Raw genomic sequence first — 19,826 nt, 5'->3', positions numbered from 1 at the left:
CGATTCGCCGTTTTGAAACGCAAACGTTACGTCGTTAATTTGCGGCCGCGCAGATACTCGGGTGGGACGAATGGCTCACCGCCGAGCTGGTCGGCCGCATCCCAGACCCAGCGCGGATTGCGGATGAAACCGCGCGCGATCACGATACAATCGGCCTGTCCGGTGCTCACGATCTCCTCGGCCTGCGCAGGCTGCGTGATCATGCCGACCGCAAACGTCGTCATGCCGGTTGCCTTCCGGATGCCCTCGGCAAAGGGCACCTGATAGCCCGGACCGAGCGGAATTTGCTGATCCGGCGAGAGGCCGCCGCTCGAGGCGTCGACGAAATCGCAGCCGCGCTTGTGTAGTTCCCGGACGAACACGATCGACTGCTCGAGATCCCAACCGCCCGCGACCCAATCGCTGGCGGAGATGCGTACGCCGAGCGGTTTGCGTTGCGGCCACGCGGCGCGAACCGAATCGAAAAGCTCGAGCGGGAAACGCATCCGGTTTTCGAGCGAGCCGCCGTACGCGTCGGTGCGCCGGTTCGAAAGCGGCGAGAGAAATTCGTGCGCGAGATAGCCGTGCGCAAAGTGCAGCTCGATCACGTCAAGCCCGAGACGCTGCGCGCGTTTGGCCGCGGCAGTGAAATCATTGCGGATCTTTTGCAAGCCGGCATCGTCGAGCGCCTTGGGCGGCGGCCAATTCGAATACGGCAGCGCGGAGGGCGCGACGGTTTGATAGGCGTGCTCGCCGCTCGCGGGGCCGCCGCCCTGCCACGGCGGCACCGTCGATCCCTTGCGGCCGGCGTGGGCGAGCTGTACGCCGATCTTGCTCTTGGTCCAGGTGCGAACGAACGCGATCACACGCGCCATCGCCGCTTCGTTCTCGTCGGAATAGAGGCCGAGGTCGTGATCGGTGATGCGCCCTTCGCGGCTGACGTGCGTCGCTTCGAAAAAGACCAGACCGGGCCCGGAAAGGGCGAAGTGGCCGAGGTTGACGACGTGCCAGTCGTTGGCGTTCCCGTCGGTCGAGGAATACTGGCACATCGGCGAGACGACGATCCGGTTCTCCAGCGTCAAATCGCGCAGCATGATGGGGGAGAATAGCGTACTCACGAAAATTACGTACCCACTCACTCAAACCAGGGTTGCGCTACCGAATGACCTATCGCCCGCCACACGTCCGCGCCGACGAGCGCGCACCGCTTCTCGATCTGATCGCCGGCCATCCGCTTGCGACATTTATCACCGTTGCCGAGGGCGAGCCGGTCGTCACCTACGTGCCGCTGCTCGCGCGCGTCGAAGACGACGCGGTGATCCTGGAAGGTCACATCGCTCGCGCCAACAACCAATGGCGCGGCGGCGACGGCCGCGGCGCGGCGCTCTTTCGTATCGCCGATCACTACGTCTCGCCGACCTGGTACGCCACCAAGCGCATCAATGGTCGGGTGGTGCCCACGTTCGACTACGTCGCCGTCGAGGCACGCGGTCGGGTGCGATTCATCGAGGACACGGGATGGCTGCGCGAGTTCGTGGCACGGCTCACGGTTGCGCAGGAGACGCGCGCCGGTTCGCACTGGACGATCGACGAAGCCCCGCCGGATTATTTGGAATCGCAACTCAAGGCAATCGTCGGATTAGAGATGCGCGTCGAGGAATTGACCGGCCTCTTCAAATTGAATCGCCACCACCCGGCGGAGAACGTCGCCGGCGTTATCGCGGGCTTGGAGAAACTCGGGAACCCCGACGCGTTGGCAATTGCCGCCTACATGCGAGCGGACCTCGACGCACGCGAGTCCTGACGATGCCCGTCAGCGCGCAAAGTAGAATCAGCGCGGGCGCTTTTCGCAAAGCGAGGTTCGCCAGTCGCGTCTCAAGCGAAGCAGCGCAGCTATCGCAGACGACTGTAGCGAGCGCGCCTGATCGGCGATGCCGAGCGTTTCTTGGTTGATCGTGCCCGCCGTGGCCGTCTCGCGTTGGATCGACGCGAGCGCTGCGGAGCCGCTGCGATCGAGGGCAAGAGCCGACGCGTAGGTCTTAGCCGCCGTCTCTCTAATGCGCACGTTCTCGCCTTGTAAGGTCGCATTTTCACGGCGCAGCGCGGACTGCATCTGCACCGCGGCCATTCTTTCGCGTTCCAATTGCAAGCGATTCACCGTGTCGTAGCCGACGCCCAGGACGCTCCCGGCGAGGATGACCAGACTCAGGACCCAAGACGGAAATCGACTCCGCTCCGGGTCTGCGCTGTATGCGGCCAGTATGCCGACGGCCGCAGCGATCGCAATGCCGCCGGCCGTGATGTAGAAGCTGCTCTCATTTAGAACGTCCACGTTCGCGTATGCGTAGAGCGCGAGATACACGCCCGGGGCGCCGATCACTATGGCGAGCGCTCCGATTGCAATCAACAGGGTGGCCCCGAGCTTTGACATAGACGGCTCCGGCAACGAGAGAAAAGTTTATGGGATGACCGGGAGTCGAACCCCCCACAAGCACAGTTCAGGATGTCAGAGGGCTCAGTCTCGATCCAGGCGCGGGTTGGAACGAAGTCTATGCCCCTAATGGGTTACGGGAAGATTATCTCACGGCGCCGGGGTTCGCCGGCCGGCGCCCACGCCGGCTATAGCGGGGAGTCGTCGTTCGTTCGTCCATCGCCGCGAGCAGGGTTTCGGCGTCGATAAAATCGTCTTCCCGCGCGCGACGGGCGAGTTCGTCCTCGGTTGGCGGACGGGGATGCCACGGCTCCAAGAGCTCGTTCACGGTGGCGCCAAGAGCTTGTGCGACGCGTGCTAGGGTCGTAAGGCGGACGTCGCCGCGCCCCTGTTCCAGTTCCGAGATGATCGCCCGCGATACGCCTGAGCGCTTCGCTAACGCAGCCTGCGAAAGGCCGGCTCTCGCTCGCAGAACCACGAGGTTGATTCGAAGTGCCTCATTCAAGCGCGCGATGGGATTGGGTAACGCCATTTCTCGCTCATCCTAGCAGCGGCGACCAGATTTGTCCAGAATACAGGACAAAAACGAGCTAAAGCCTGCCTGCAAGCACCAACGGGTCGTTGTCACATACAACAACGTCGATTTCAAGCGGCTCGGACACGGTGACAAGTCCGTGACAAACCAGGTGTGTGCCACCCTTCGACAAGCTCAGGGTGACACATAAGACCGCGCCGGTGCGGCGGAAGATAAGGAAAATGTTTTTGGGATGACCGGGAGTCGAACCCGGACGCTGTTTCCAGCTGCAGATTTTCGCACCACTATAGCTTTCGCTACCGCGTTCACGTTTGTGGTCCGGACTGTGCCTTGGCCATGCATGTTCAGCATCGCCGAACGTGTTTAGGTCGCGCCCGTCCAGTCTCTACACTTTCGGGAATCGCACGAACGTGCGATTCCGCTTAGCTCGGCGTTGTCGTGTAGCGGCCCTTCGACTTCGGCGCTTCGCGCCTACGCTCAGGGTAACAACTAGTTAGAGTTCGCCGAATTTGAGCGCATCCCGCAGGGCGTTTCCGATCCTGCGGCTCGAGGGGCTTACCCCAAGTCTGCTGTGTCTGCCTGTTCCACCATCATCCCGGTTTCGGTCGCCTCTGGTTACTGTTGGTAGTGTTCGACGGTATCGGCCGAGCGCATGTGCACGACGTCGGGATCTTGTCCGGCGTCGCGGCGCGCGCGGCGTTGACGTAACAGATCGTAGTACCGGTCGAGCTGCACCTGGACTTCTTCCAGACGCAAACGCTCGGGCGGCATGAGGCGCCCCGCTTCGCCGCGCGCGAGCAGCCGGTGCTCCTCGGCGACCAGGTCCTCAATGTGCTGGTGTATAGCCTGATCTTCCATGCGGACTCCATCCGGGGCCGTACCCGGCTCGTCCTGCCCGGTCGCGCTGCTGGAGCAGATATCCCAGCAAGAGATCGGCGGTGGTCGCGGTCGCGCGGTCGTGCCCGGCGATATCGAGCACGCTTTCGAGTACGATGATGCCGGCCGGCAGAATGTCCGCGCGCTGCGGCTTCATCCCGTCGAGCGCCTTGCGTTCTTTGAGCGTCAGCGCGCACAGCCGAACGAGCGCGCGCTGCAGATCGCTGCGCGAGATTTCGTAGGTGTCGATCTTCGTCTTCTTGCCGCGCAGCAACGCCGCGACGGTCGTGGCCGAACCACCGACCAGAGCCAGATGCGCGACCTTCGCGAACTCGGCGATCGGCGCGAGCGCCTCGCGCGCGACCGCACGCGCGCGTTCGATCGTGTCCAGATCGACCACGCCATCGAGACCTGCCAGGAGCGGCAATTCTTCGGTCATGCGAACCGCGCCGATCTCGCACGAGATCGTGCGGCTGGGCGCCGGCCCTTCGCCGATCGCGTATTCGGTGCTTCCGCCGCCCACGTCGACCACGCCGAGCGCTTGCGGATGCGGCGGCCCGAACGCCGTGATCGCGCCGCGATACGACGCCGCCGCTTCCTCGTCACCGGTGAGAATCTGCACCGGTACGCCGGTGAGCCCCTCGACCTGCGCGGTGAATTCCGCGCCGTTCTCGGCGCGGCGCAGCGCGCTGGTGGCGATGACGAAGAGCCGCAGGTAATGTCCCCGCACCGCGCGCAGATGCAGCTTTACCGCGTCGAGCGTGCGGCGCATCGGCTCTTCGCCGAGCGATCCGCGTTCGCGCAGCCCCTCGCCGACGCGCGTGCCGATCGAATTGGCCAAATCGACGTGCGGAATATCCGGCGCCATGTCGGCCAGCACGACACGCGTCGAGTTCGTGCCGATCGAAATGACGGCTTGGTGTTTACTCAAAAAGTTTGGCGCGCTTCTTCTTCTGCAAGAAATGCCGTTCGTGCGCAGGTACGCCGTTTTCGTCGTTTTCCCATTCCGACGTGCTCTCCAGATACTGCGCGATCTGGGCGTCGAGCTCGGGCTCGTCGATCCGCGGAACGATCGTCACCATCGCGCGGCGCGCCCCCGGATGGCGTTCGAAGGCCAGCGACTTGCGCGTGGACATCGCGCGTTCGTAATCGTTGCGATGGGCTTCAACGTCGCCCGCCGGCGCGCTCGCGAGTTCTCCGCTTTCCAGCCGCACGGCCGCGCCGTATGCGTTCAGGTTGATCACGAATCCGTAGACGCGATCGCTCACGGCGTGGGAGAGGGCTGCGGCGAGGGGAGCGGGCTCACGAAGACGATCGCTTCGTTCGAGCGCACGAGACGCAGGCGATCGTGGATCTCGGGAATCGCGCCTTCGGGATCCTCGAGGCGGCGCAGTTGCCGCAGCTGCCACGCGCGGCGCGCCTGCAATTGCAAGATGTCGCTCTGCGTCGAGGCAAGCTCGTGCCCCAACGCGACGTTTTGACCGATGACGCGAGCAAACTGGATGGCGACCAGGGTGAAAATGAGCAACGCCAGCGCGGTCGCGCCGAGACGTCCCAGGAAGCGCCAGATCAGCGAAGCGCGCGTGTGACGCTTCACCGTACCCGTGTTTCGATGTCTTCCCGGCGCTCCGTTTGCCATGCGCCTACCCGGCGGTACTTCCGATAGCGAGCCTCTCGTAACTCCTCGGGTGAGGAGCGTGCGAGCCTTTCAACCGCCCCCGACATCGCACCCAGCACCGTGGCAATCACGGCTTGTGGATCTCGATGCGCGCCGCCGAGCGGTTCGGCAATGATCTCATCGATGATACCAAACCGAAGCAAATCTGCCGAGGTCAGCTTGAGCCGCGCGGCCGCTTCCTCGGCCTTGGCGGCATCGCCCCACAAAATTGCAGCGCAGCCTTCGGGCGATGCAACCGAGTACACCGCATGCTCGAGCATGACGATGAAATCGGCGATTCCAAGCGCGAGCGCCCCACCGGATCCGCCCTCGCCGATCACTGCCGCGACGATCGGAACGCGGGCGCGCGTGAATTCGTACAGGCAGGTCGCGATCGCTTCGGACTGCGCATGCTCCTCGGACGATATGCCGGGATCGGCGCCCTTGGTGTCGATGAACGTCAGAATCGGCAGACCCAAACGCGAGGCTATGTGTGCTAGCCGCTGGACCTTGCGATACCCTTCGGGCGTGACCATGCCGAAGTTGCGGCGCAGATTCTCCTTCGTGTCGCGGCCTCGCTGCTGCCCGATCGCCATCAGCGCGCGCCCGCGCAAGAGCGCAAAGCCGGCGACGATCGCCGGATCGTCGCGGAACTCGCGATCGCCGTGCAGCTCGTCGAACCGGTCGAACTGCCCGATAAAATCGAGCGAGGTCGGACGGCTCGGGTGGCGCGCCATGTGGACCTTCTCCCATGGCGTGAGCGAACCGAAGAGTTCGCGTTGGAGGCTTTCGTATTTTTGCTCGAGCGCGGCGATTTCGGCTGAAAAATCGACCGGCTGATTGAGGTTGGCGCTGCGCAGGTCGGCGATTCGCCGCTCGACTTCGAGCAAACCGCGCTCGCGCTCGACGATCACGTTCCCGTTCACGGGCTTGCTCCGATCGCGCCGCGCGCGTATTCGAGCAAGCGCACCAGCGTGCGCTTGAGATCGTGCCGGTCGACGACCATGTCGATCTGACCGTGTTCGAGCAAGAACTCCGCGGTTTGAAACTGGTCCGGCAGCTTCTGGCGAATCGTTTGCTCGATCACCCGGCGGCCCGCGAACCCAATCATCGCCTTGGGCTCGGCCAGAATCACGTCGGCTTCGAACGCGAACGAGGCGGAGACGCCGCCGGTCGTCGGATCGGTCAGCACGGTCACGAAGAACAGCCCCTCTTCTTTGAGGCGTGCGACGGCGCCGGTGGTCTTGGCCATCTGCATCAGGGCGAACATGCCTTCTTCCATGCGCGCGCCGCCCGAGGCCGTGAAGATGATGCAAGGCAGTTTGCGGCGGCGCGCTTCCTCTAATAGGAGCGTGACGCGTTCGCCGACGACCGTGCCCATCGTGCCGCCGCGAAAATGGAAATCCATGACCCCAAGCGCGATCTCGAACCCGTCGATCGCGCCGATACCGCACACCACGCCTTCCGAAATGCCGCTCTTCTCGCGATCGCCGGCGAGCTTGACCGGGTAGGTTTTCTTGTCGACCCAGCCGAGCGGATCGCCGGGAAGAATCTCCGCACCGATCTCGGTGAAATCACCGTCGATCAGCGTGTTGATCCGATCGTAGGCGTTCATGCGGAAATGGTAGCCGCACTTGGTGCAGACGTCGAGATTCGCCGCGAGGTCGCGCCGATAGAGCACTTCGCCGCAAACCGGACACTTGGTCCAGAGCGCCGCGTCGCGTCCGTCGGAGTTCTTGCTGCGACGGCTGCGCAGCCAGTCGGGAATCATCGACATCGTTTGTTGCTGACCTATTGTTGCCCCGGAAGAAACCGAGCGGCGTATAGCTTTCGCAATTGCTTGAGGTAGTTGAATATTTCGTTCTGATTCAGCTTCGACTCACCTACGACGCGGTCCGTAAAAACATACGGGATTTCGATCGCGCGTCCGTAGTGCGCCTTGGCGATCACTTCGAGCCCGATCTTGAAGCCGATCGGATCGAGTTTGACCCCTTCGAGCGCTTCGCGTTTGACCAGAAAATAACCGCTGGTGAGATCCTTCACGGGCGTGAGCGGGCGTGCGAGAGCACAGGCTACGCGCGAGGTAATGATGCGCCGCTTGGGCCAATTGACGATTCCACCGCCCTCGACATAGCGGCTGCCGATCGCCAAACCATACTTGCCCGACTCCAGCGCCGCGACCATCTGGGGCAAGATGTTGATGTCGTGGCTGAAATCCGCGTCCATCGCACCGAGCGCTTGCGATTGCGGTCGGGCAAACGCCCACCCGTCGATCACGCCGCTCGAGAGGCCGAGTTTTCCGGGACGGTGGAGACAACGAACGGGCAACTCCGCTGCAAGGCGATCGACGATCGCGCCGGTTCCGTCGGGCGAATTGTCGTCGACGACGATGATCTCGCCGTCGAGATCATGTTTGGTGAAGACCTCGTTCACGGCTCGGAGCAAACGCTCGATACCGCCGGCCTCGTTATACGTCGGGACGACGATCGAGAAGGGTAATTTCGGCATAGTCTAGCGGGACGCTATACTCCGCAGAGCGTTGCCACGCCTTTGCCGGCGCGCTTCGACGCATACATCGCCTGGTCGGCTCGTTCGAGCAACTCTTCGGCGGTGCGTGCGTGGAGCGGATAGATCGCGATGCCCACGCTCGCGCCGACCGTGACGCCGGCTCCGTCGAACACTACGCGCTCGGATGCGGCTTCGATCAGCCGTTCGCCGAGGCGCAGTGCTCCGGTATCGCCGCTCGTGGCCATTTGGAGGGCGACGAATTCGTCGCCGCCCGCGCGCGCGAGGACGTCGCCTTCGCGCAAAATCGCGCGCAAACGCCCCGCGGTGATCGCTAGAAATTGATCGCCGATCGCATGTCCGAACGCGTCGTTCACCGCTTTGAAGCCGTCGAGATCGATGAAATACATGATCACCTGTTCGCCGCTGCGCTCGGCTCGCGCGATGGCCATGCGTAATTGGTCCATGACGTAGCGCCGGTTCGGCAGACGCGTCACCGGATCGACATACGCGATTTCTTCCAGCTCTTCTTCACGCTGTTCGCGCGCGAGCGATGCGCCGATCATCGCCGACACGACGCGCACGAAATCGAGATCCGCCTCTTCGAACGGTAACGTTCGCGCACGCATCGACGTAAACGCAATGCCGCCGACGGGCACGCCGTCGGCAAAGGCGGTCGCGACGATGAAGGCTCGCCAGCCGAAGCGAAGCTGCGCCGGATCGCCCGCCCACTCGTCATTTCCGTCGCCGGCGAACGCGAGCACCTTGTTCGTGCCGTAGATGTGCCGCGTGAACGACTCGGCGAACGGCCAAGTCATGCCGACGGTGACACCATTCCCGACGGCATGCACGATCTGCACTTGGTCGGCACGGACGCGCGAAACTCCGCCGCCCTGCATCTCGAGCGCGCGCACGGCGTATTGGAGCGTCTCGCTGATCTGGCGGTCCACCGAACCGGCATGCACCGATGCGATCCGCGCCAGCGAGCGCAAGCGCTCGCGCTGCAGCCGCTCGCGAAATTCGAGTTGCCGTTCACGCGTGACGTCGCGCGCGATGACGAACACGCCCTCGAGCACGTCGCCGACTCGCATCGGAACCGTGTCGACGCGCACCATCACCGACGCCCCGTTGCGCGCGCGGAGCGCGGCGTCGAAACGCATCGGTACGTCGGAGAAAAGAGACTGCGCGATCCCGGCGTGCTCGATCTCATCCGGCACCGGGGCGAGGCTCTCGAGCGGCGCACCGATCAGTTCCTCGACGCGGTAGAGCGTCAGACGTTCGAGTTCGACGTTCGCGCGCACGATGCGTCCGCTCGCATCGATCACCGCGATCGCGTCGGGATGGTAATCGAACATCGAGCGGAAGCTCTCGCGCTGCTGCTCCAGACGCCGGACCAGCGCTTCCCAACGCGCCGCGCCGGGGCGTACCAATGCGAAATAGAGCGCACCGACGACGAGAATCGCGGCCACGCTGGTCGCGATTGCCGCCAAATGCATGGTCGTCGTCGCCGCGTCGGAGAGCATGACGAGTGCGGCGACCTGCACAAGCAGGACGCCGGTGACCGCGATCGCGCCGATGGTTCCGGCGCCCCGCCTTCGGCGTGGGCTCTGGCGTTCCATCATGTACTAGGGTTATCGGCCGAGCAGTTCGTAGCCGAGAATTGCCGCCACGGCCAACGCCGCCGTTTCGGTGCGCAGGATGCGCGGCCCGAGCCAAATCGGGCGCGCGCGCGCGGCCTGGGCCAACTCGGCCTCGGCGTGTGAAAAGCCGCCTTCCGGGCCGATCACGACCAGTATCCGGCGCGCTCCGGCGATCAATTCCGGCAGCCGCCCCCGCAGCGGCTGCGGTTCGGCGAGTTCCCACGGCAGCAGCACGAGGTCGTAGCGGTCCATCCGTTCGCACACCTGCGTGAATGCCGCCGGTTCCTCGATCGCGATCACATCGCTGCGCCCGCTCTGCTGCGCGGCGCTGCGCGCCACCCGCCGCCAGCGCTCGAGCTTGGCGTCACGCGGATCGCGCACAACCGTGCGTTCACTTTCGAACGGAAGCAGCGCGCGCACGCCGAGTTCGCTGAGTTTTTCGACCACGAACTCCATCTTCGCACCCTTTGGGATCGCTTGCGCGACGTCGATCGCAACCTCGCTGCCGGCGTGCGAGGCACGCCGTTCCGTCAAGCGTGCGGCCAGATTCTCATCGCGGCTTTCGAGCCGCGCCGCAAACACCGCGCCGGCCGAATCGACGATTTCGATTTCATCACCGTCGCGCAGACGCAGGACGTGCGCGATCTTGTGCGCGTCGCTGCCGTCGATCGCAACCAATTCGCCGAGCCGATGAACGTCGGGAACGAAAAAGCGCCGCGCCGGCATCGCTGCCCTACTCGGGGCGGAACGCTTCCTTCACGCGATCGAAGAAACTCCTCTCCTCGATCGCATCGCCGCCGGCGCGTGCGTACTCTTCGAGCAGTTCGCGTTGCCGCTTGTTCAACTTGGTCGGTACGAGGACGTGAACGGTGACGTGATGATCGCCGCGCTGCGATCCGCGCACGGACGGCATGCCGTGACCGCGTAGGCGCAGGACCGTTCCGCTTTGCGTTCCGGCGGGGATGGTCAAGGGCAGCGGCCCTTCGAGTGAGGGAACCTCGATCGTCGTGCCGAGTGCGGCGAGCGGAAAACTGAGCGGAACGTCGACGAACGTTTCCAGTCCGTCGCGTTTGAAGAGCGGATGCGGCGCGACGCTGAGATACACGTAGAGATCCCCGGGCAAACCGCCGCGGATGCCGGCTTCGCCGTTGCTGGCGATGCGGATGCGCGAACCGTCGTCGACGCCGGCGGGTACGCGCACGGTGAGCTTGCGTTCCACTTCGTGGCGGCCGCGGCCGTGGCAGGCGGTGCACGGCTGCGTAACTACGTGTCCTTCACCGTGGCAGGTCGTGCACGTGGTCTGCGTGACGAATTGCCCGAGCGGGGTCTCACGCACGGTGCGCATGATGCCGCTGCCGTGACAGCGTTCGCACCCGGCCACCAGCGAGCCCGGTTGCGCGCCCGAGCCCTTGCACGTCTCGCACTGTGCGAGATGCGAGAACGCTATCTCTTTGGTGGTGCCGCTGAACGCTTCGTCCAAGGTGATGCCCAGATCGTAGCGCAGATCCGAACCGCGCTGCGGGCCGCTGCGACGCGGGCCGCTTTGAGCACGAGCTTCGCCGAAGAACATGTCGAAGATGTCGCCGAACCCATTGGGCCCGAATCCCGAGAACCCGAAATCCGCGCCGTTCTGCGGACCGGTTACGGTGCCGAAGCGATCGTATTGCGCGCGTTTTTGCGGATCGGAGAGTACTTCGTAGGCCTCGTTGATCTCTTTGAAGAGATGCTCGGCGCGCGTCTTGTCGGCCGCTACGTCGGGGTGGTGCCGGCGCGCGAGCGTCCGATACGCGCGCTTGATCTCATCGGGCGAGGCGCTGCGCGCGACGCCCAGGACCTCGTAGTAATCCTTGGTGGGCATTTCTTCCGGGGAGTTTCCTTACTGTATGTCGACGTCGGAGAGCCGTTCGGAAAGAGTATCGGCCGTTCCCGAGGCGAGCGCGACCAGGCGGGCGTAGGGCATACGACGCGGCCCGAGGATCGAGAGCATCCCGATCGCTTTGCGGCCGACGTGGTACGGCACGGTGACGACCGAGAGATCGGCCAGCTCGTCGCTTCCGAATTCGGCGCCGATCTTCACGCTGGGTGTCTCGCTGGCAATCGCGTCGGCGACCATGTCGTAGAGCGTCTTCTGTTCTTCGACGATGCGCAGAATCGAACGGAGCTTGCGCAGGTCATGGAATTCGGGCTGATCGAGCAAGTTCTGCGCGCCGGCCGCGGTAATCGAGGGTGCTTCGACGCTGCGTGCGCTTCGTAACGCCGAGAGCACCGCACCGCGCAGTTCGTCGGAGAGCCCGAGTTCCTCGACCGCGGCTTGTACATCGCGCTCGCCGATGTCGCGCATCAGCCGATTGCCCAGCCGCGCGTTGAGTGCGTTGGAGAGTTTCGTGAGCGTGTCGGCGTCGAGATCGAACGTCACTTCGAACAGCGTTTGCGCCGCCACGCCGAGCGAGGTGACCACGATTGCCACGCCCGTCCGCACCGAGAGCCAGATCAGCTGAATGTGCTTGAATGTTTGGGTGTCGGACTGCGGTTTCGTGACGAACGCGAGGTTGTTCGAGATGCGGCCCAGCAATCGCGTGGCGCTCTCGATCACCTCGTCCAGCTCGCGGCTAGCTTCGCGTAAATCCTCGCGGATGCGTTTGCGATCGCCGGGCGCCAGCGTCTCGGGCTGCATCAGATCGTCGACGTAGGTACGGTAGCCGGCGTCCGAGGGGACGCGCCCGGCCGAGGTATGGGGCTGCACGAGATAGCCCGAGGCTTCCAGCTCGGCCATCTCGTTGCGGACCGTGGCGGAACTCACCCCGAGATTGTACTTTTGCGTGAGCGTGTTCGAACCGACCGGCTCGGCGGTTGCGATGTATTCGTAGACCACCGTCGCCAGGATGTACGCCTTACGTTTGTCCAGCGCGCCCTCATGCTTCATAGCCTGCTATCTTAGCACTCCGGGACCCGGAGTGCCAACTGCCGGAGTCGCAAGCGCGTGCTCGATTGCCGAATTGAGCTCGGGCCACGAGAGCTCGCCGCGGGAAATATAGGATACGTTGCCACTCGGATCGATCACCACGGTCAGCGGAATCGGCGGGACCTCGTACATCTTGGAAATCGAGCCGTTCAGGTCTTCGATCACCGGCAAATCGATGTCCCAGTGCATCAAATAGCTGGACGCCACCAGGTGCGGCTCGGACGAGATCGTGAGCATCTCGATCTTTTTCCCGTAGGCGCTTTCGGCACGAACGAAATCCTTGAGCTCGTCGGTACACGGCGGGCACCAGGTCGCCCAAAAGTTCAGTACGACCACCTTGCCGCGCAGATCGTACAGCTGCTTCGTCCCCTTAGCGGTTGGGAAGGTGAAATCGGGAGGCGGCATATGCTCGTGAATGTTGGCTGCCTCGGTGAGCGCGGCGAGCACAAACGCGGCAATCATTTGCTCGATTTTTTCGGCAGGCATTAGGAAGCATCCCCGGTGAACTCGCAATCCGAGAGTGCAGAGCGCATCCGCATAACAGCAGACGGAGGCCCGCGTAATGACGGTCGCAAGCAAGCCAGAGCTCAAGGTTACCGAAGCCGAGATTGCCGTTCATTGGCAAGAGGAACCCTATTACAGCCCCTCTCCGCAATTTATCCGGCAAGCGAACCTGACCGACCCCGGCATCAGAGAGCGATTTTCGGTCGAGCATTTTCCGGAATGCTTCCGCGAGTATGCAGACCTGCTGACGTGGGATCGCTATTGGCACACCACGCTCGATACGAGTAAAGCGCCGTTCTGGAAATGGTTCGTCGGCGGAAAACTCAATGCGTCGGCCAATTGCATCGACCGCCATCTGGCGAAATACAAGAACAAGGCAGCAATTATCTTCGTCCCCGAGGACGAGGGCGCGCCGATCGAGCCGCTGACCTATCAGGAGCTCTACGTTCGGGTGAACGAGATGGCCGCGTTGCTGCAGGATTTCGCGGGCCTCAAACCCGGCGACCGGGTCACGCTGCATATGCCGATGGCGGCCGAACTGCCGATTACGATGCTGGCATGCGCGCGCATCGGGGTCGTGCATTCCGAGGTCTTCGGCGGCTTCAGCGGCGAGGCGTGCGGCACTCGAATCGCCGATTCGGGCAGCCGCGTTTTGATCACGATGGACGGCTACTACCGCAGCGGCAAACTCATCGATCACAAAGCAAATGCCGACATCGCCGTCAAGACGGCGGCAAAAGAGGGTCAGGCCGTCGACAAAGTGCTGGTCTGGAAACGCCATCGCGACCGGTACTCCTCGCCGACGCCGATGGTCGACGGGCGCGACTTCTTCGTGAACGACGAGCTCACGAAGTACAAGGCCAAACTCGTCGCGCCTCTTTCAATGGATTCCACTGCTCCGCTTTTCCTGATGTACAGCAGTGGTACGACCGGCAAGCCCAAGGGGTGCGAGCACGGCACCGGCGGCTATCTTTCCTACGTCGCCGGAACCTCGAAGTTCATTCAGGACATCCACCCCGAAGACGTGTACTGGTGCATGGCGGACATCGGTTGGATCACCGGACATTCCTATATCGTCTACGGCCCGCTCGCGGTTGCGGCGACGACGGTGATCTACGAAGGGGTTCCGACCTATCCGGATCCCGGACGGCCTTGGCGCATCGCGCAACAGCTCGACGTCAACATTTTCCACACGTCACCGACGGCGATCCGGATGTTGCGGCGTTCAGGACCGAACGAGCCCGCCAAGTACGACTATCACTTCAAGCACATGACGACGGTCGGTGAACCGATCGAACCCGAAGTGTGGCGCTGGTACTATCATGCCGTCGGGAAGGGTGAAGCCGTCATCTGCGACACCTGGTGGCAAACGGAAACCGGCGGTTTTCTTTGCAGCACGATTCCCGCTCTGGACGTGATGAAGCCCGGCAGTGCCGGCCCCGGTTTACCGGGCATCTACCCGGTCATCTACGACGAGCAGGGCAAGGAACTTCCGGCGGGTTCGAGCCGCGCCGGCAATATCTGTATCCTCAATCCGTGGCCGGGCATCATGCAGACGATCTGGGGCGATCCCGACCGCATGGTGAAAACGTACTACGCGAAATATTGCCGGAACCCCAAGAGCACCGACTGGCGCGACTGGCCGTATTTCGCCGGCGACGGCGCGCTGCTCGCGGAAGACGGGTATTTCCGCATCTTGGGGCGCGTCGACGACGTGATCAACGTCGCCGGCCACCGGCTCGGCACCAAGGAGATCGAATCGGCGTGTTTGACCGTCGATGAGGTGGCTGAGGCGGCGGCGGTTCCGATCGTCGACGAAATTCGTGGACGCGCTCCCGAGGTCTACGTTTCGCTCAAGCCCGGCATCGAAGCGAGTCCGCAGATCTCTCATAAAGTCGTCCACACCATCGAGACGATGATCGGCAAGATCGCGCGGCCGACGAACGTGCGGATCGTTCCCGACATGCCCAAGACGCGCTCCGGCAAGATCATGCGGCGCGTTCTCGCCGCGATCTCGAACAACATGGACACCGGCGATATCACCACCCTGGCGAACCCTGATATCGTCGAGGCCATCCGCGTGCAAGTGCAAGGCGCGGAGAAACGCGTCATGCAAGATGGCCCCGAAGACATCAAGCAGTTCGGTCAGATAGAATAAGCGCTTCCGTTAGGGCGCTTTGGTCGGTTTGGGTGTCGGAGAGCTCTTCATCATCGATGAGGAGCTCTTCATCATGTGATTGCTCTTCATCGAATCGCTCTTCATCGAGTGGGTGCTTTTCATCGAGTGCATGCTCTTCATCGAGTGCATGGACGAGGGGCTGGGCTTGGGCGAGCCCATCATCGAGTCGGCTATCGCCGGGGCGGCCGTGATAAACGCGGCGGCGAGAATCGCAATAAAGTAACGCATACCCCTTATACGCCGGTCCGATCAGGACGGATTAGGCAAAAAATTCCGTCAATTCATCGAGGTGCGTTATGCGGCGAGCCGGGGGCAGCGCGCGCAGAATCCGCTCGCCGTAGCGGGTCGAAGCGGCGCGGCCGTCGAGCAGCGCGACGACGCCGGTGTCGCTGGTGCTGCGAATCAAACGCCCGAAGCCCTGTTTGAGCCGGACGATCGCGGCCGGGATCATGTAATCCTCGAAACCGTCGTGCCCGCGCGCCTCGAGATCGCGGACCCGCGCCATCACGAGCGGATCGGCCGGCGAAGGAAACGGCAGGCGGTCGATGATCACGCACGAGAGGGCGTCGCCCACGACGTCGATCCCTTCCCAGAACGTGCCGGTGGCAAAGAGCACGGCATTGGGCGTCGAGCGGAACCACTGCAGCAGATGCGCCCGCGGCAGCTCCCCTTGCAACTTCACCGGAAAGGGAATGCGCTCACGCACGAGCGCGTAGACCTCGCGCAGCCGCGCGTACGAGGTGAACAGCACGAAGGCGCGCCCCCGGCAGCGATCGAGGCACTCTTCGACGATCGGCGCGGCTTTGCGCGCGAAGTCGTGCGTCTTCGGATTGACCTCGGGCGGCGCGATGTAGAGCCGCGCCTGCCGTTCGTAATCGAACGGCGAAGGCGCGACCAGCTCCTGGGCATCACCGATGCCCAGCGAACGCCGCAGAAAGGCAAAATCCTCGTCGATCGAGATCGTGGCGCTGGTGAGTACGACGCTCGCCGTGCGCGCGAAGAGCGCCGCGCGCAGGAACTCCGCCACATCGAACGGCGCGCTGTTCACCTCGTAACGTCCGTCGCGCTCGCCGCGCTCGACCCAGGCGATCGCTTCATCCGACGGCAATTGCGCGCGGTCGATCGCGCCTTGATGCGCGAGGATTCCGCGCATCGCCAAGTCGCGGCGGCGTTCCGCTTCGGCATCGTTTTCGACTCGCTTTTTCAGCGCCGAATGCCAATTGGCGTAGAGCCAGTTCTCGAGCTTGTAGAGGGTCGCTCGCAGGCCGTCGAGCGGAGGCCACGCACCTTCGTTCGCTCCCAGCGGGTAACGCTCGCCGGGGACGCTCGCGAGCGCCGACTCGAGCGCGCGCATCCCTTCGTCGAACTCGCCGTCGAAAGAGACCGGCAGCGTGTAGGTGCGATGCAATTTACGCATCATGCGATTGAGCGAGCCGCGCGAGATCGTGGCGGTCAGCGCGTCGGTCGCCCAGCGCTCGCACTGGTGCGCCTCGTCCAGGATTGCGACGTCGTAGGGTGGGAGCAGACCTCCGCCGACGGCGAGGTCGAGAAAGAACAGCGCGTGATTGACGACCACGAGATCGGCGTATTTCGCCTCGTCACGCTTTTTGAAGAACCAGCAATCGCGGAAATGCTCGCAAAATTCGCCGGTACAATCGTCGGCATCGGCATCGAGCATCTCCCATTCGTCAGCCGGAGGAAGAAACGGGAGTTCGGCGCGGTCGCCGGTCTGCGTGCGCGCCCCCCACGCCCACATCTCTTCCATCGTGCGCGAGCTCGCAATCAAACGTTCGGCGCGCATGCGCTTGAATTTCAGCTTGCACAGGTAATGACCCCGGCCTTTGAGCAGGGTGACGCGCAGCGGAATATCGAGTGCGCGCTGCACCAGCGGAATGTCCTTGCGCACGAGCTGCTCTTGCAGCGCGATCGTGCCGGTAGAGAGCACGATCTTCTTCCCGCTGCGCACCGCGGGCACGAGATAGGCGAGCGATTTTCCGACACCCGTACCGGCCTCGACGATGGTATGCATCCCTTCGAGGATGCCGCGCTCGATCGATTTGGCCATCTGCACTTGTCCGGGACGCGCTTCGAAGCCCGGCAGCGCGCGCGCGATCGGCCCGCCGGGTGCGAAGAGTTCCTCGGTGGAGGTTTCGTTCATCGATGGGGATGCGGCGGTTCGGGCGTTTGGTATTCGGTCTCGTATTGGTCGCCGGTTCTCGCATCGGTCACGACCGGAGCGACGCGACGCGGCGGCGTGAAGATCAACAGCGTGAGAAAGAATCCGACGATGAGGCCGGCGACGTGGGCCTCCCACGCGATTTGCGGCACGGTAAACGTAATGATGAGGTTCAGCACCAAGATTCCGATGTTGGCCCGCACGAGCTGCATGCCCGGCGGACCGAGCTTGAACCCGATCGCGAAGAGCGCGCCGAAGAGGCCGAAGATCGCACCGCTGGCGCCGAGCGTGGGTACCATCGCGTTCGCGGCCGGGCTCAGGTAGACGACGCCGAAGCCCGAGGCGACGAGCGAGACGAAATAGATGATCGCCGTGCGCGGCGATCCGGCGATCGCTTCGACGAACCGGCCGAGATACCACAGCGAGATCATGTTGACGCCGATATGGAGCAGCCCGCCGTGCAAGAAGGCCGACGTCAGGATGCGCCACCACTGGTGATCGACCAGCACCGACGCGGGCCAGAGCGCGCCCGCGTTGAGGACCGCGAGTTCGTTTCCGCCGCCCATCAGCGAGAGCATGCCCGGGCCGGCGACGAGCACTTCCCACGCGAACGCGAGGACGTTCAGGTAGATGAGGACGCGGGTGATCACGCCGCGAGAACCGTGACCAAACCGGCGAGTTCGAGTGAGATGGCGTGCTCTTTACCGTTCACGGCGATGGTGAGCGGACCGCCGAGCGGCGCTTTTTTCAGGAGTGAAATCTCGACACCGGGGCGCAGCCCGATCTCGGCAAGATAACGCAGAATCTCCGGAAACTCTTCGGTGACGCTCTGGATGCGCGCGTGTGTGCCCTCGGGCATCTGCGCGAGCGGTTCACCGCTGCGAACCGGATCGCTCAAATCGTTCGGCGGGATCGGCTGTCCGTGCGGACAGGTCGTCGGGTCCTTGAGCAGCTTGAGCAGCCGCGCTTCGACGTTGGATGAGATCGCGTGCTCGAGCACGCACGCTTCGTCGTGCACCTGGTCCCAAGGCATGCCGAGGATCTCGTTGAGAAACCGTTCGGCGATGCGGTGACGGCGCAGCACGCGCACGCCGACGGCAAGGCCCTTCTGGGTGAGCTTGACCTCACCGCGGCCGACTTGCTCCACGTAGCCGTCCTTCGCCAGCTTCTTGAGCATGCCCGAAACCGACGCCGGAGCAACGCCAAGCGAGGTCGCCAGGCCCGAGGTCGTCACCCCGGGCCCCTCGCGCTCCAAACGATACACCGCTTCGAGATATTCCTCGATCGACTCGGTGAAATGGCTATGACCGGACATCTCTGCGTTCCAACTTCGCGGCCAGCGCCGCTTTCGCTGCCGGTTCCAGAAAGGCGGCGCCGGCCGCCTGCGCGATGTACCGCCGCAACGTCTCGATCCCGGCACGCTGCGCGACCAGCGCATACTCCTGTGAAATCGAGGTCCCGAAGATCGCCGGATCGTCGGCATCGATCGTGACGAGCACGCCGTTTGCGTCCAGTTCGTGCAGCGGATGGTCTGCGCCGGCGGGAACCGTACCGGTGCAGAGGTTGGACGTTGGACAGATTTCGAGCGCGATGCCGCGCTCGCGTAACAGCGCGACGACCGCGGGATCTTCGATTGCGCGCACGCCGTGACCGATACGCTCGGCACCGATCTCGATCGCGGCGCGAACGCTGCGCGCGCCGTCGGCCTCGCCCGCATGCGCGACCGTGTGTAACCCGTGCGCACGTGCGACCGCGAAAACCTCGCCGAAGCCCCCGGCGGGAAAGCGAGCCTCGTCGCCGCCCAGCCCGATGCCGATCACGCCGTCGCCCGCAAGCGAGGCTGCCAGACGCGCGGTACGCATCGCCGATTCCGCACCGAAATTGCGCGTGACGTCGACGATGAGCGAAAACTCCGCACCGTGCGCACGTGCCAGACGCAGTTCGGCGAGCATCGAGCGAATGGTCGCGACCAGATCGAGACCGGGGTGGAAATACGCCCACACCGACGGCGAGATGAACAGCTCGCCGTAGACGACGTTCTGTGCGAGCGCATCGTGAACGAACTCGTGCGCGAGGCGGGCGTAGTCGTCGGGCGAAGCGAGCGCCCGGCTCACGGCGGCGAAGATCAGCAAGAACTCGGGAAAGCCGGAGAATTGGTAGACCAGCGCAGGATCGGTCGGTCCCGCCACCTCGGCGGCACCGGGACGATACCGCGTCGAGAGGCCGTAGCGGCGGGTCAAATCGACAAAGGTCTGCGGCCGCAGACACCCTTCGAGGTGGCAATGCAGGTGGATCTTTGGTAGACTCGCGATGGCCGGATCGAGCGATTGCACGACCGGAACGATTCGGAAGGAAAGGCATTCGCTCCGCCGTATCCAAGCC

At 63.7% G+C, this 19,826-nt stretch carries 22 protein-coding genes; 3 read left to right on the top strand and 19 right to left on the bottom strand.

The genetic code is table 11. The features are described from left to right. Positions 1-26: 26 nt before the first annotated feature. The gene (locus VMF11_07285; protein ID HTU70110.1) at positions 27-1,097 is read right to left on the bottom strand and encodes an NADH:flavin oxidoreductase/NADH oxidase; all 1,071 of its coding nucleotides are present in this window, start codon (positions 1,095-1,097) and stop codon (positions 27-29) included. Between the two features lie 44 nt (positions 1,098-1,141). On the opposite strand from VMF11_07285, the gene VMF11_07280 reads away from it, so the two are divergent. Further along, positions 1,142-1,783: an FMN-binding negative transcriptional regulator gene (locus tag VMF11_07280; GenBank protein ID HTU70109.1), complete on the top strand. Its 642-nt coding sequence runs from the start codon at positions 1,142-1,144 to the stop codon at positions 1,781-1,783. 27 nt (positions 1,784-1,810) lie between these two features. Here VMF11_07280 and VMF11_07275 read toward each other — a convergent pair whose 3' ends face one another. From VMF11_07275 to VMF11_07210, 14 genes are all read right to left on the bottom strand, one after another. Beyond that, positions 1,811-2,410, bottom strand: a complete 600-nt coding sequence (locus VMF11_07275) for a hypothetical protein (GenBank protein HTU70108.1) — start codon at positions 2,408-2,410, stop codon at positions 1,811-1,813. A gap of 145 nt (positions 2,411-2,555) precedes the next feature. Next, entirely contained in the window at positions 2,556-2,942 is a 387-nt protein-coding gene (locus tag VMF11_07270; GenBank protein HTU70107.1) for a helix-turn-helix transcriptional regulator, read from the bottom strand. A gap of 618 nt (positions 2,943-3,560) precedes the next feature. Beyond that, a complete protein-coding gene (locus VMF11_07265; protein HTU70106.1) occupies positions 3,561-3,803 on the bottom strand; it encodes a DUF2630 family protein in 243 nt (80 codons plus the stop codon). Beyond that, positions 3,772-4,752 (bottom strand): hypothetical protein, encoded by a 981-nt coding sequence (locus VMF11_07260; GenBank protein HTU70105.1) that lies wholly within the window; start codon positions 4,750-4,752, stop codon positions 3,772-3,774. Before VMF11_07260 ends, VMF11_07265 begins: the two co-directional genes overlap by 32 nt. Beyond that, positions 4,745-5,089 carry a hypothetical protein gene (locus tag VMF11_07255; GenBank protein ID HTU70104.1) on the bottom strand — a complete coding sequence of 115 codons (345 nt, stop codon included), beginning with the start codon at positions 5,087-5,089 and terminating at the stop codon, positions 4,745-4,747. The genes VMF11_07260 and VMF11_07255 overlap by 8 nt, the downstream gene beginning before the upstream one ends. Then, positions 5,086-5,418 (bottom strand): hypothetical protein, encoded by a 333-nt coding sequence (locus VMF11_07250; protein HTU70103.1) that lies wholly within the window; start codon positions 5,416-5,418, stop codon positions 5,086-5,088. The genes VMF11_07255 and VMF11_07250 overlap by 4 nt, the downstream gene beginning before the upstream one ends. Next, the gene (locus VMF11_07245) at positions 5,415-6,404 is read right to left on the bottom strand and encodes an acetyl-CoA carboxylase carboxyltransferase subunit alpha (GenBank protein HTU70102.1); all 990 of its coding nucleotides are present in this window, start codon (positions 6,402-6,404) and stop codon (positions 5,415-5,417) included. Before VMF11_07245 ends, VMF11_07250 begins: the two co-directional genes overlap by 4 nt. Then, on the bottom strand, positions 6,401-7,249 hold the full coding sequence (accD, locus tag VMF11_07240; protein ID HTU70101.1) for an acetyl-CoA carboxylase, carboxyltransferase subunit beta: 849 nt from the start codon (positions 7,247-7,249) through the stop codon (positions 6,401-6,403). The genes VMF11_07245 and accD overlap by 4 nt, the downstream gene beginning before the upstream one ends. A gap of 20 nt (positions 7,250-7,269) precedes the next feature. Next, the gene (locus VMF11_07235; GenBank protein ID HTU70100.1) at positions 7,270-7,986 is read right to left on the bottom strand and encodes a polyprenol monophosphomannose synthase; all 717 of its coding nucleotides are present in this window, start codon (positions 7,984-7,986) and stop codon (positions 7,270-7,272) included. Positions 7,987-8,000: 14 nt separating this feature from the next. Beyond that, a complete protein-coding gene (locus tag VMF11_07230) occupies positions 8,001-9,605 on the bottom strand; it encodes a diguanylate cyclase (GenBank protein ID HTU70099.1) in 1,605 nt (534 codons plus the stop codon). A 9-nt stretch (positions 9,606-9,614) separates the two neighbouring features. Beyond that, a complete protein-coding gene (locus VMF11_07225; protein ID HTU70098.1) occupies positions 9,615-10,349 on the bottom strand; it encodes a 16S rRNA (uracil(1498)-N(3))-methyltransferase in 735 nt (244 codons plus the stop codon). A 7-nt stretch (positions 10,350-10,356) separates the two neighbouring features. Further along, positions 10,357-11,481 (bottom strand): molecular chaperone DnaJ, encoded by a 1,125-nt coding sequence (dnaJ, locus tag VMF11_07220; protein HTU70097.1) that lies wholly within the window; start codon positions 11,479-11,481, stop codon positions 10,357-10,359. An 18-nt stretch (positions 11,482-11,499) separates the two neighbouring features. Next, positions 11,500-12,546, bottom strand: a complete 1,047-nt coding sequence (gene hrcA, locus VMF11_07215; GenBank protein ID HTU70096.1) for a heat-inducible transcriptional repressor HrcA — start codon at positions 12,544-12,546, stop codon at positions 11,500-11,502. Between the two features lie 6 nt (positions 12,547-12,552). Continuing rightward, positions 12,553-13,047: a TlpA disulfide reductase family protein gene (locus tag VMF11_07210; GenBank protein HTU70095.1), complete on the bottom strand. Its 495-nt coding sequence runs from the start codon at positions 13,045-13,047 to the stop codon at positions 12,553-12,555. 100 nt (positions 13,048-13,147) lie between these two features. Between VMF11_07210 and acs the strand changes: the two genes are divergently transcribed. Continuing rightward, entirely contained in the window at positions 13,148-15,247 is a 2,100-nt protein-coding gene (acs, locus tag VMF11_07205; protein HTU70094.1) for an acetate--CoA ligase, read from the top strand. A 79-nt stretch (positions 15,248-15,326) separates the two neighbouring features. After that, positions 15,327-15,491, top strand: coding sequence for a hypothetical protein (locus VMF11_07200; GenBank protein ID HTU70093.1), 165 nt, complete (start codon positions 15,327-15,329; stop codon positions 15,489-15,491). A gap of 36 nt (positions 15,492-15,527) precedes the next feature. Here the strand turns inward: VMF11_07200 and VMF11_07195 are convergent, their stop codons facing one another. Genes VMF11_07195 through add form a run of 4 tightly spaced genes read right to left on the bottom strand, consistent with a single transcriptional unit; the run spans position 15,528 to position 19,777 of the window. Then, a complete protein-coding gene (locus tag VMF11_07195; GenBank protein HTU70092.1) occupies positions 15,528-17,426 on the bottom strand; it encodes an ATP-dependent DNA helicase in 1,899 nt (632 codons plus the stop codon). Next, positions 17,423-18,094: a rhomboid family intramembrane serine protease gene (locus VMF11_07190; protein ID HTU70091.1), complete on the bottom strand. Its 672-nt coding sequence runs from the start codon at positions 18,092-18,094 to the stop codon at positions 17,423-17,425. The genes VMF11_07195 and VMF11_07190 overlap by 4 nt, the downstream gene beginning before the upstream one ends. Then, complete coding sequence (locus VMF11_07185) at positions 18,091-18,759, bottom strand: metal-dependent transcriptional regulator (protein HTU70090.1); 669 nt, start codon at positions 18,757-18,759, stop codon at positions 18,091-18,093. Before VMF11_07185 ends, VMF11_07190 begins: the two co-directional genes overlap by 4 nt. Then, entirely contained in the window at positions 18,746-19,777 is a 1,032-nt protein-coding gene (gene add / locus VMF11_07180; GenBank protein HTU70089.1) for an adenosine deaminase, read from the bottom strand. The genes VMF11_07185 and add overlap by 14 nt, the downstream gene beginning before the upstream one ends. Positions 19,778-19,826: the final 49 nt, after the last annotated feature.

The organism is Candidatus Baltobacteraceae bacterium, assembly GCA_035502855.1.
Classification (GTDB): Bacteria; Vulcanimicrobiota; Vulcanimicrobiia; order Vulcanimicrobiales; family Vulcanimicrobiaceae; genus Aquilonibacter.
Note: the sequence above shows the minus strand (reverse complement) of the source record. Positions and strands in the feature narration are given on the sequence as shown.

Bases quoted from the DNA above. Each gene is read 5' to 3' on its own strand.
- VMF11_07185 (HTU70090.1), bottom strand. From the start codon at position 18,759: ATGTCCGGTCATAGCCATTTCACCGAGTCGATCGAGGAATATCTCGAA.
- VMF11_07230 (HTU70099.1), bottom strand. From the start codon at position 9,605: ATGATGGAACGCCAGAGCCCACGCCGAAGGCGGGGCGCCGGAACCATC.
- acs (HTU70094.1), top strand. From the start codon at position 13,148: ATGACGGTCGCAAGCAAGCCAGAGCTCAAGGTTACCGAAGCCGAGATT.
- VMF11_07270 (HTU70107.1), bottom strand. From the start codon at position 2,942: ATGGCGTTACCCAATCCCATCGCGCGCTTGAATGAGGCACTTCGAATC.
- hrcA (HTU70096.1), bottom strand. From the start codon at position 12,546: ATGAAGCATGAGGGCGCGCTGGACAAACGTAAGGCGTACATCCTGGCG.
- accD (HTU70101.1), bottom strand. From the start codon at position 7,249: ATGATTCCCGACTGGCTGCGCAGCCGTCGCAGCAAGAACTCCGACGGA.
- VMF11_07280 (HTU70109.1), top strand. From the start codon at position 1,142: ATGACCTATCGCCCGCCACACGTCCGCGCCGACGAGCGCGCACCGCTT.
- VMF11_07210 (HTU70095.1), bottom strand. From the start codon at position 13,047: ATGATTGCCGCGTTTGTGCTCGCCGCGCTCACCGAGGCAGCCAACATT.
- VMF11_07265 (HTU70106.1), bottom strand. From the start codon at position 3,803: ATGGAAGATCAGGCTATACACCAGCACATTGAGGACCTGGTCGCCGAG.
- VMF11_07225 (HTU70098.1), bottom strand. From the start codon at position 10,349: ATGCCGGCGCGGCGCTTTTTCGTTCCCGACGTTCATCGGCTCGGCGAA.
- VMF11_07195 (HTU70092.1), bottom strand. From the start codon at position 17,426: ATGAACGAAACCTCCACCGAGGAACTCTTCGCACCCGGCGGGCCGATC.
- VMF11_07235 (HTU70100.1), bottom strand. From the start codon at position 7,986: ATGCCGAAATTACCCTTCTCGATCGTCGTCCCGACGTATAACGAGGCC.
- dnaJ (HTU70097.1), bottom strand. From the start codon at position 11,481: ATGCCCACCAAGGATTACTACGAGGTCCTGGGCGTCGCGCGCAGCGCC.
- VMF11_07275 (HTU70108.1), bottom strand. From the start codon at position 2,410: ATGTCAAAGCTCGGGGCCACCCTGTTGATTGCAATCGGAGCGCTCGCC.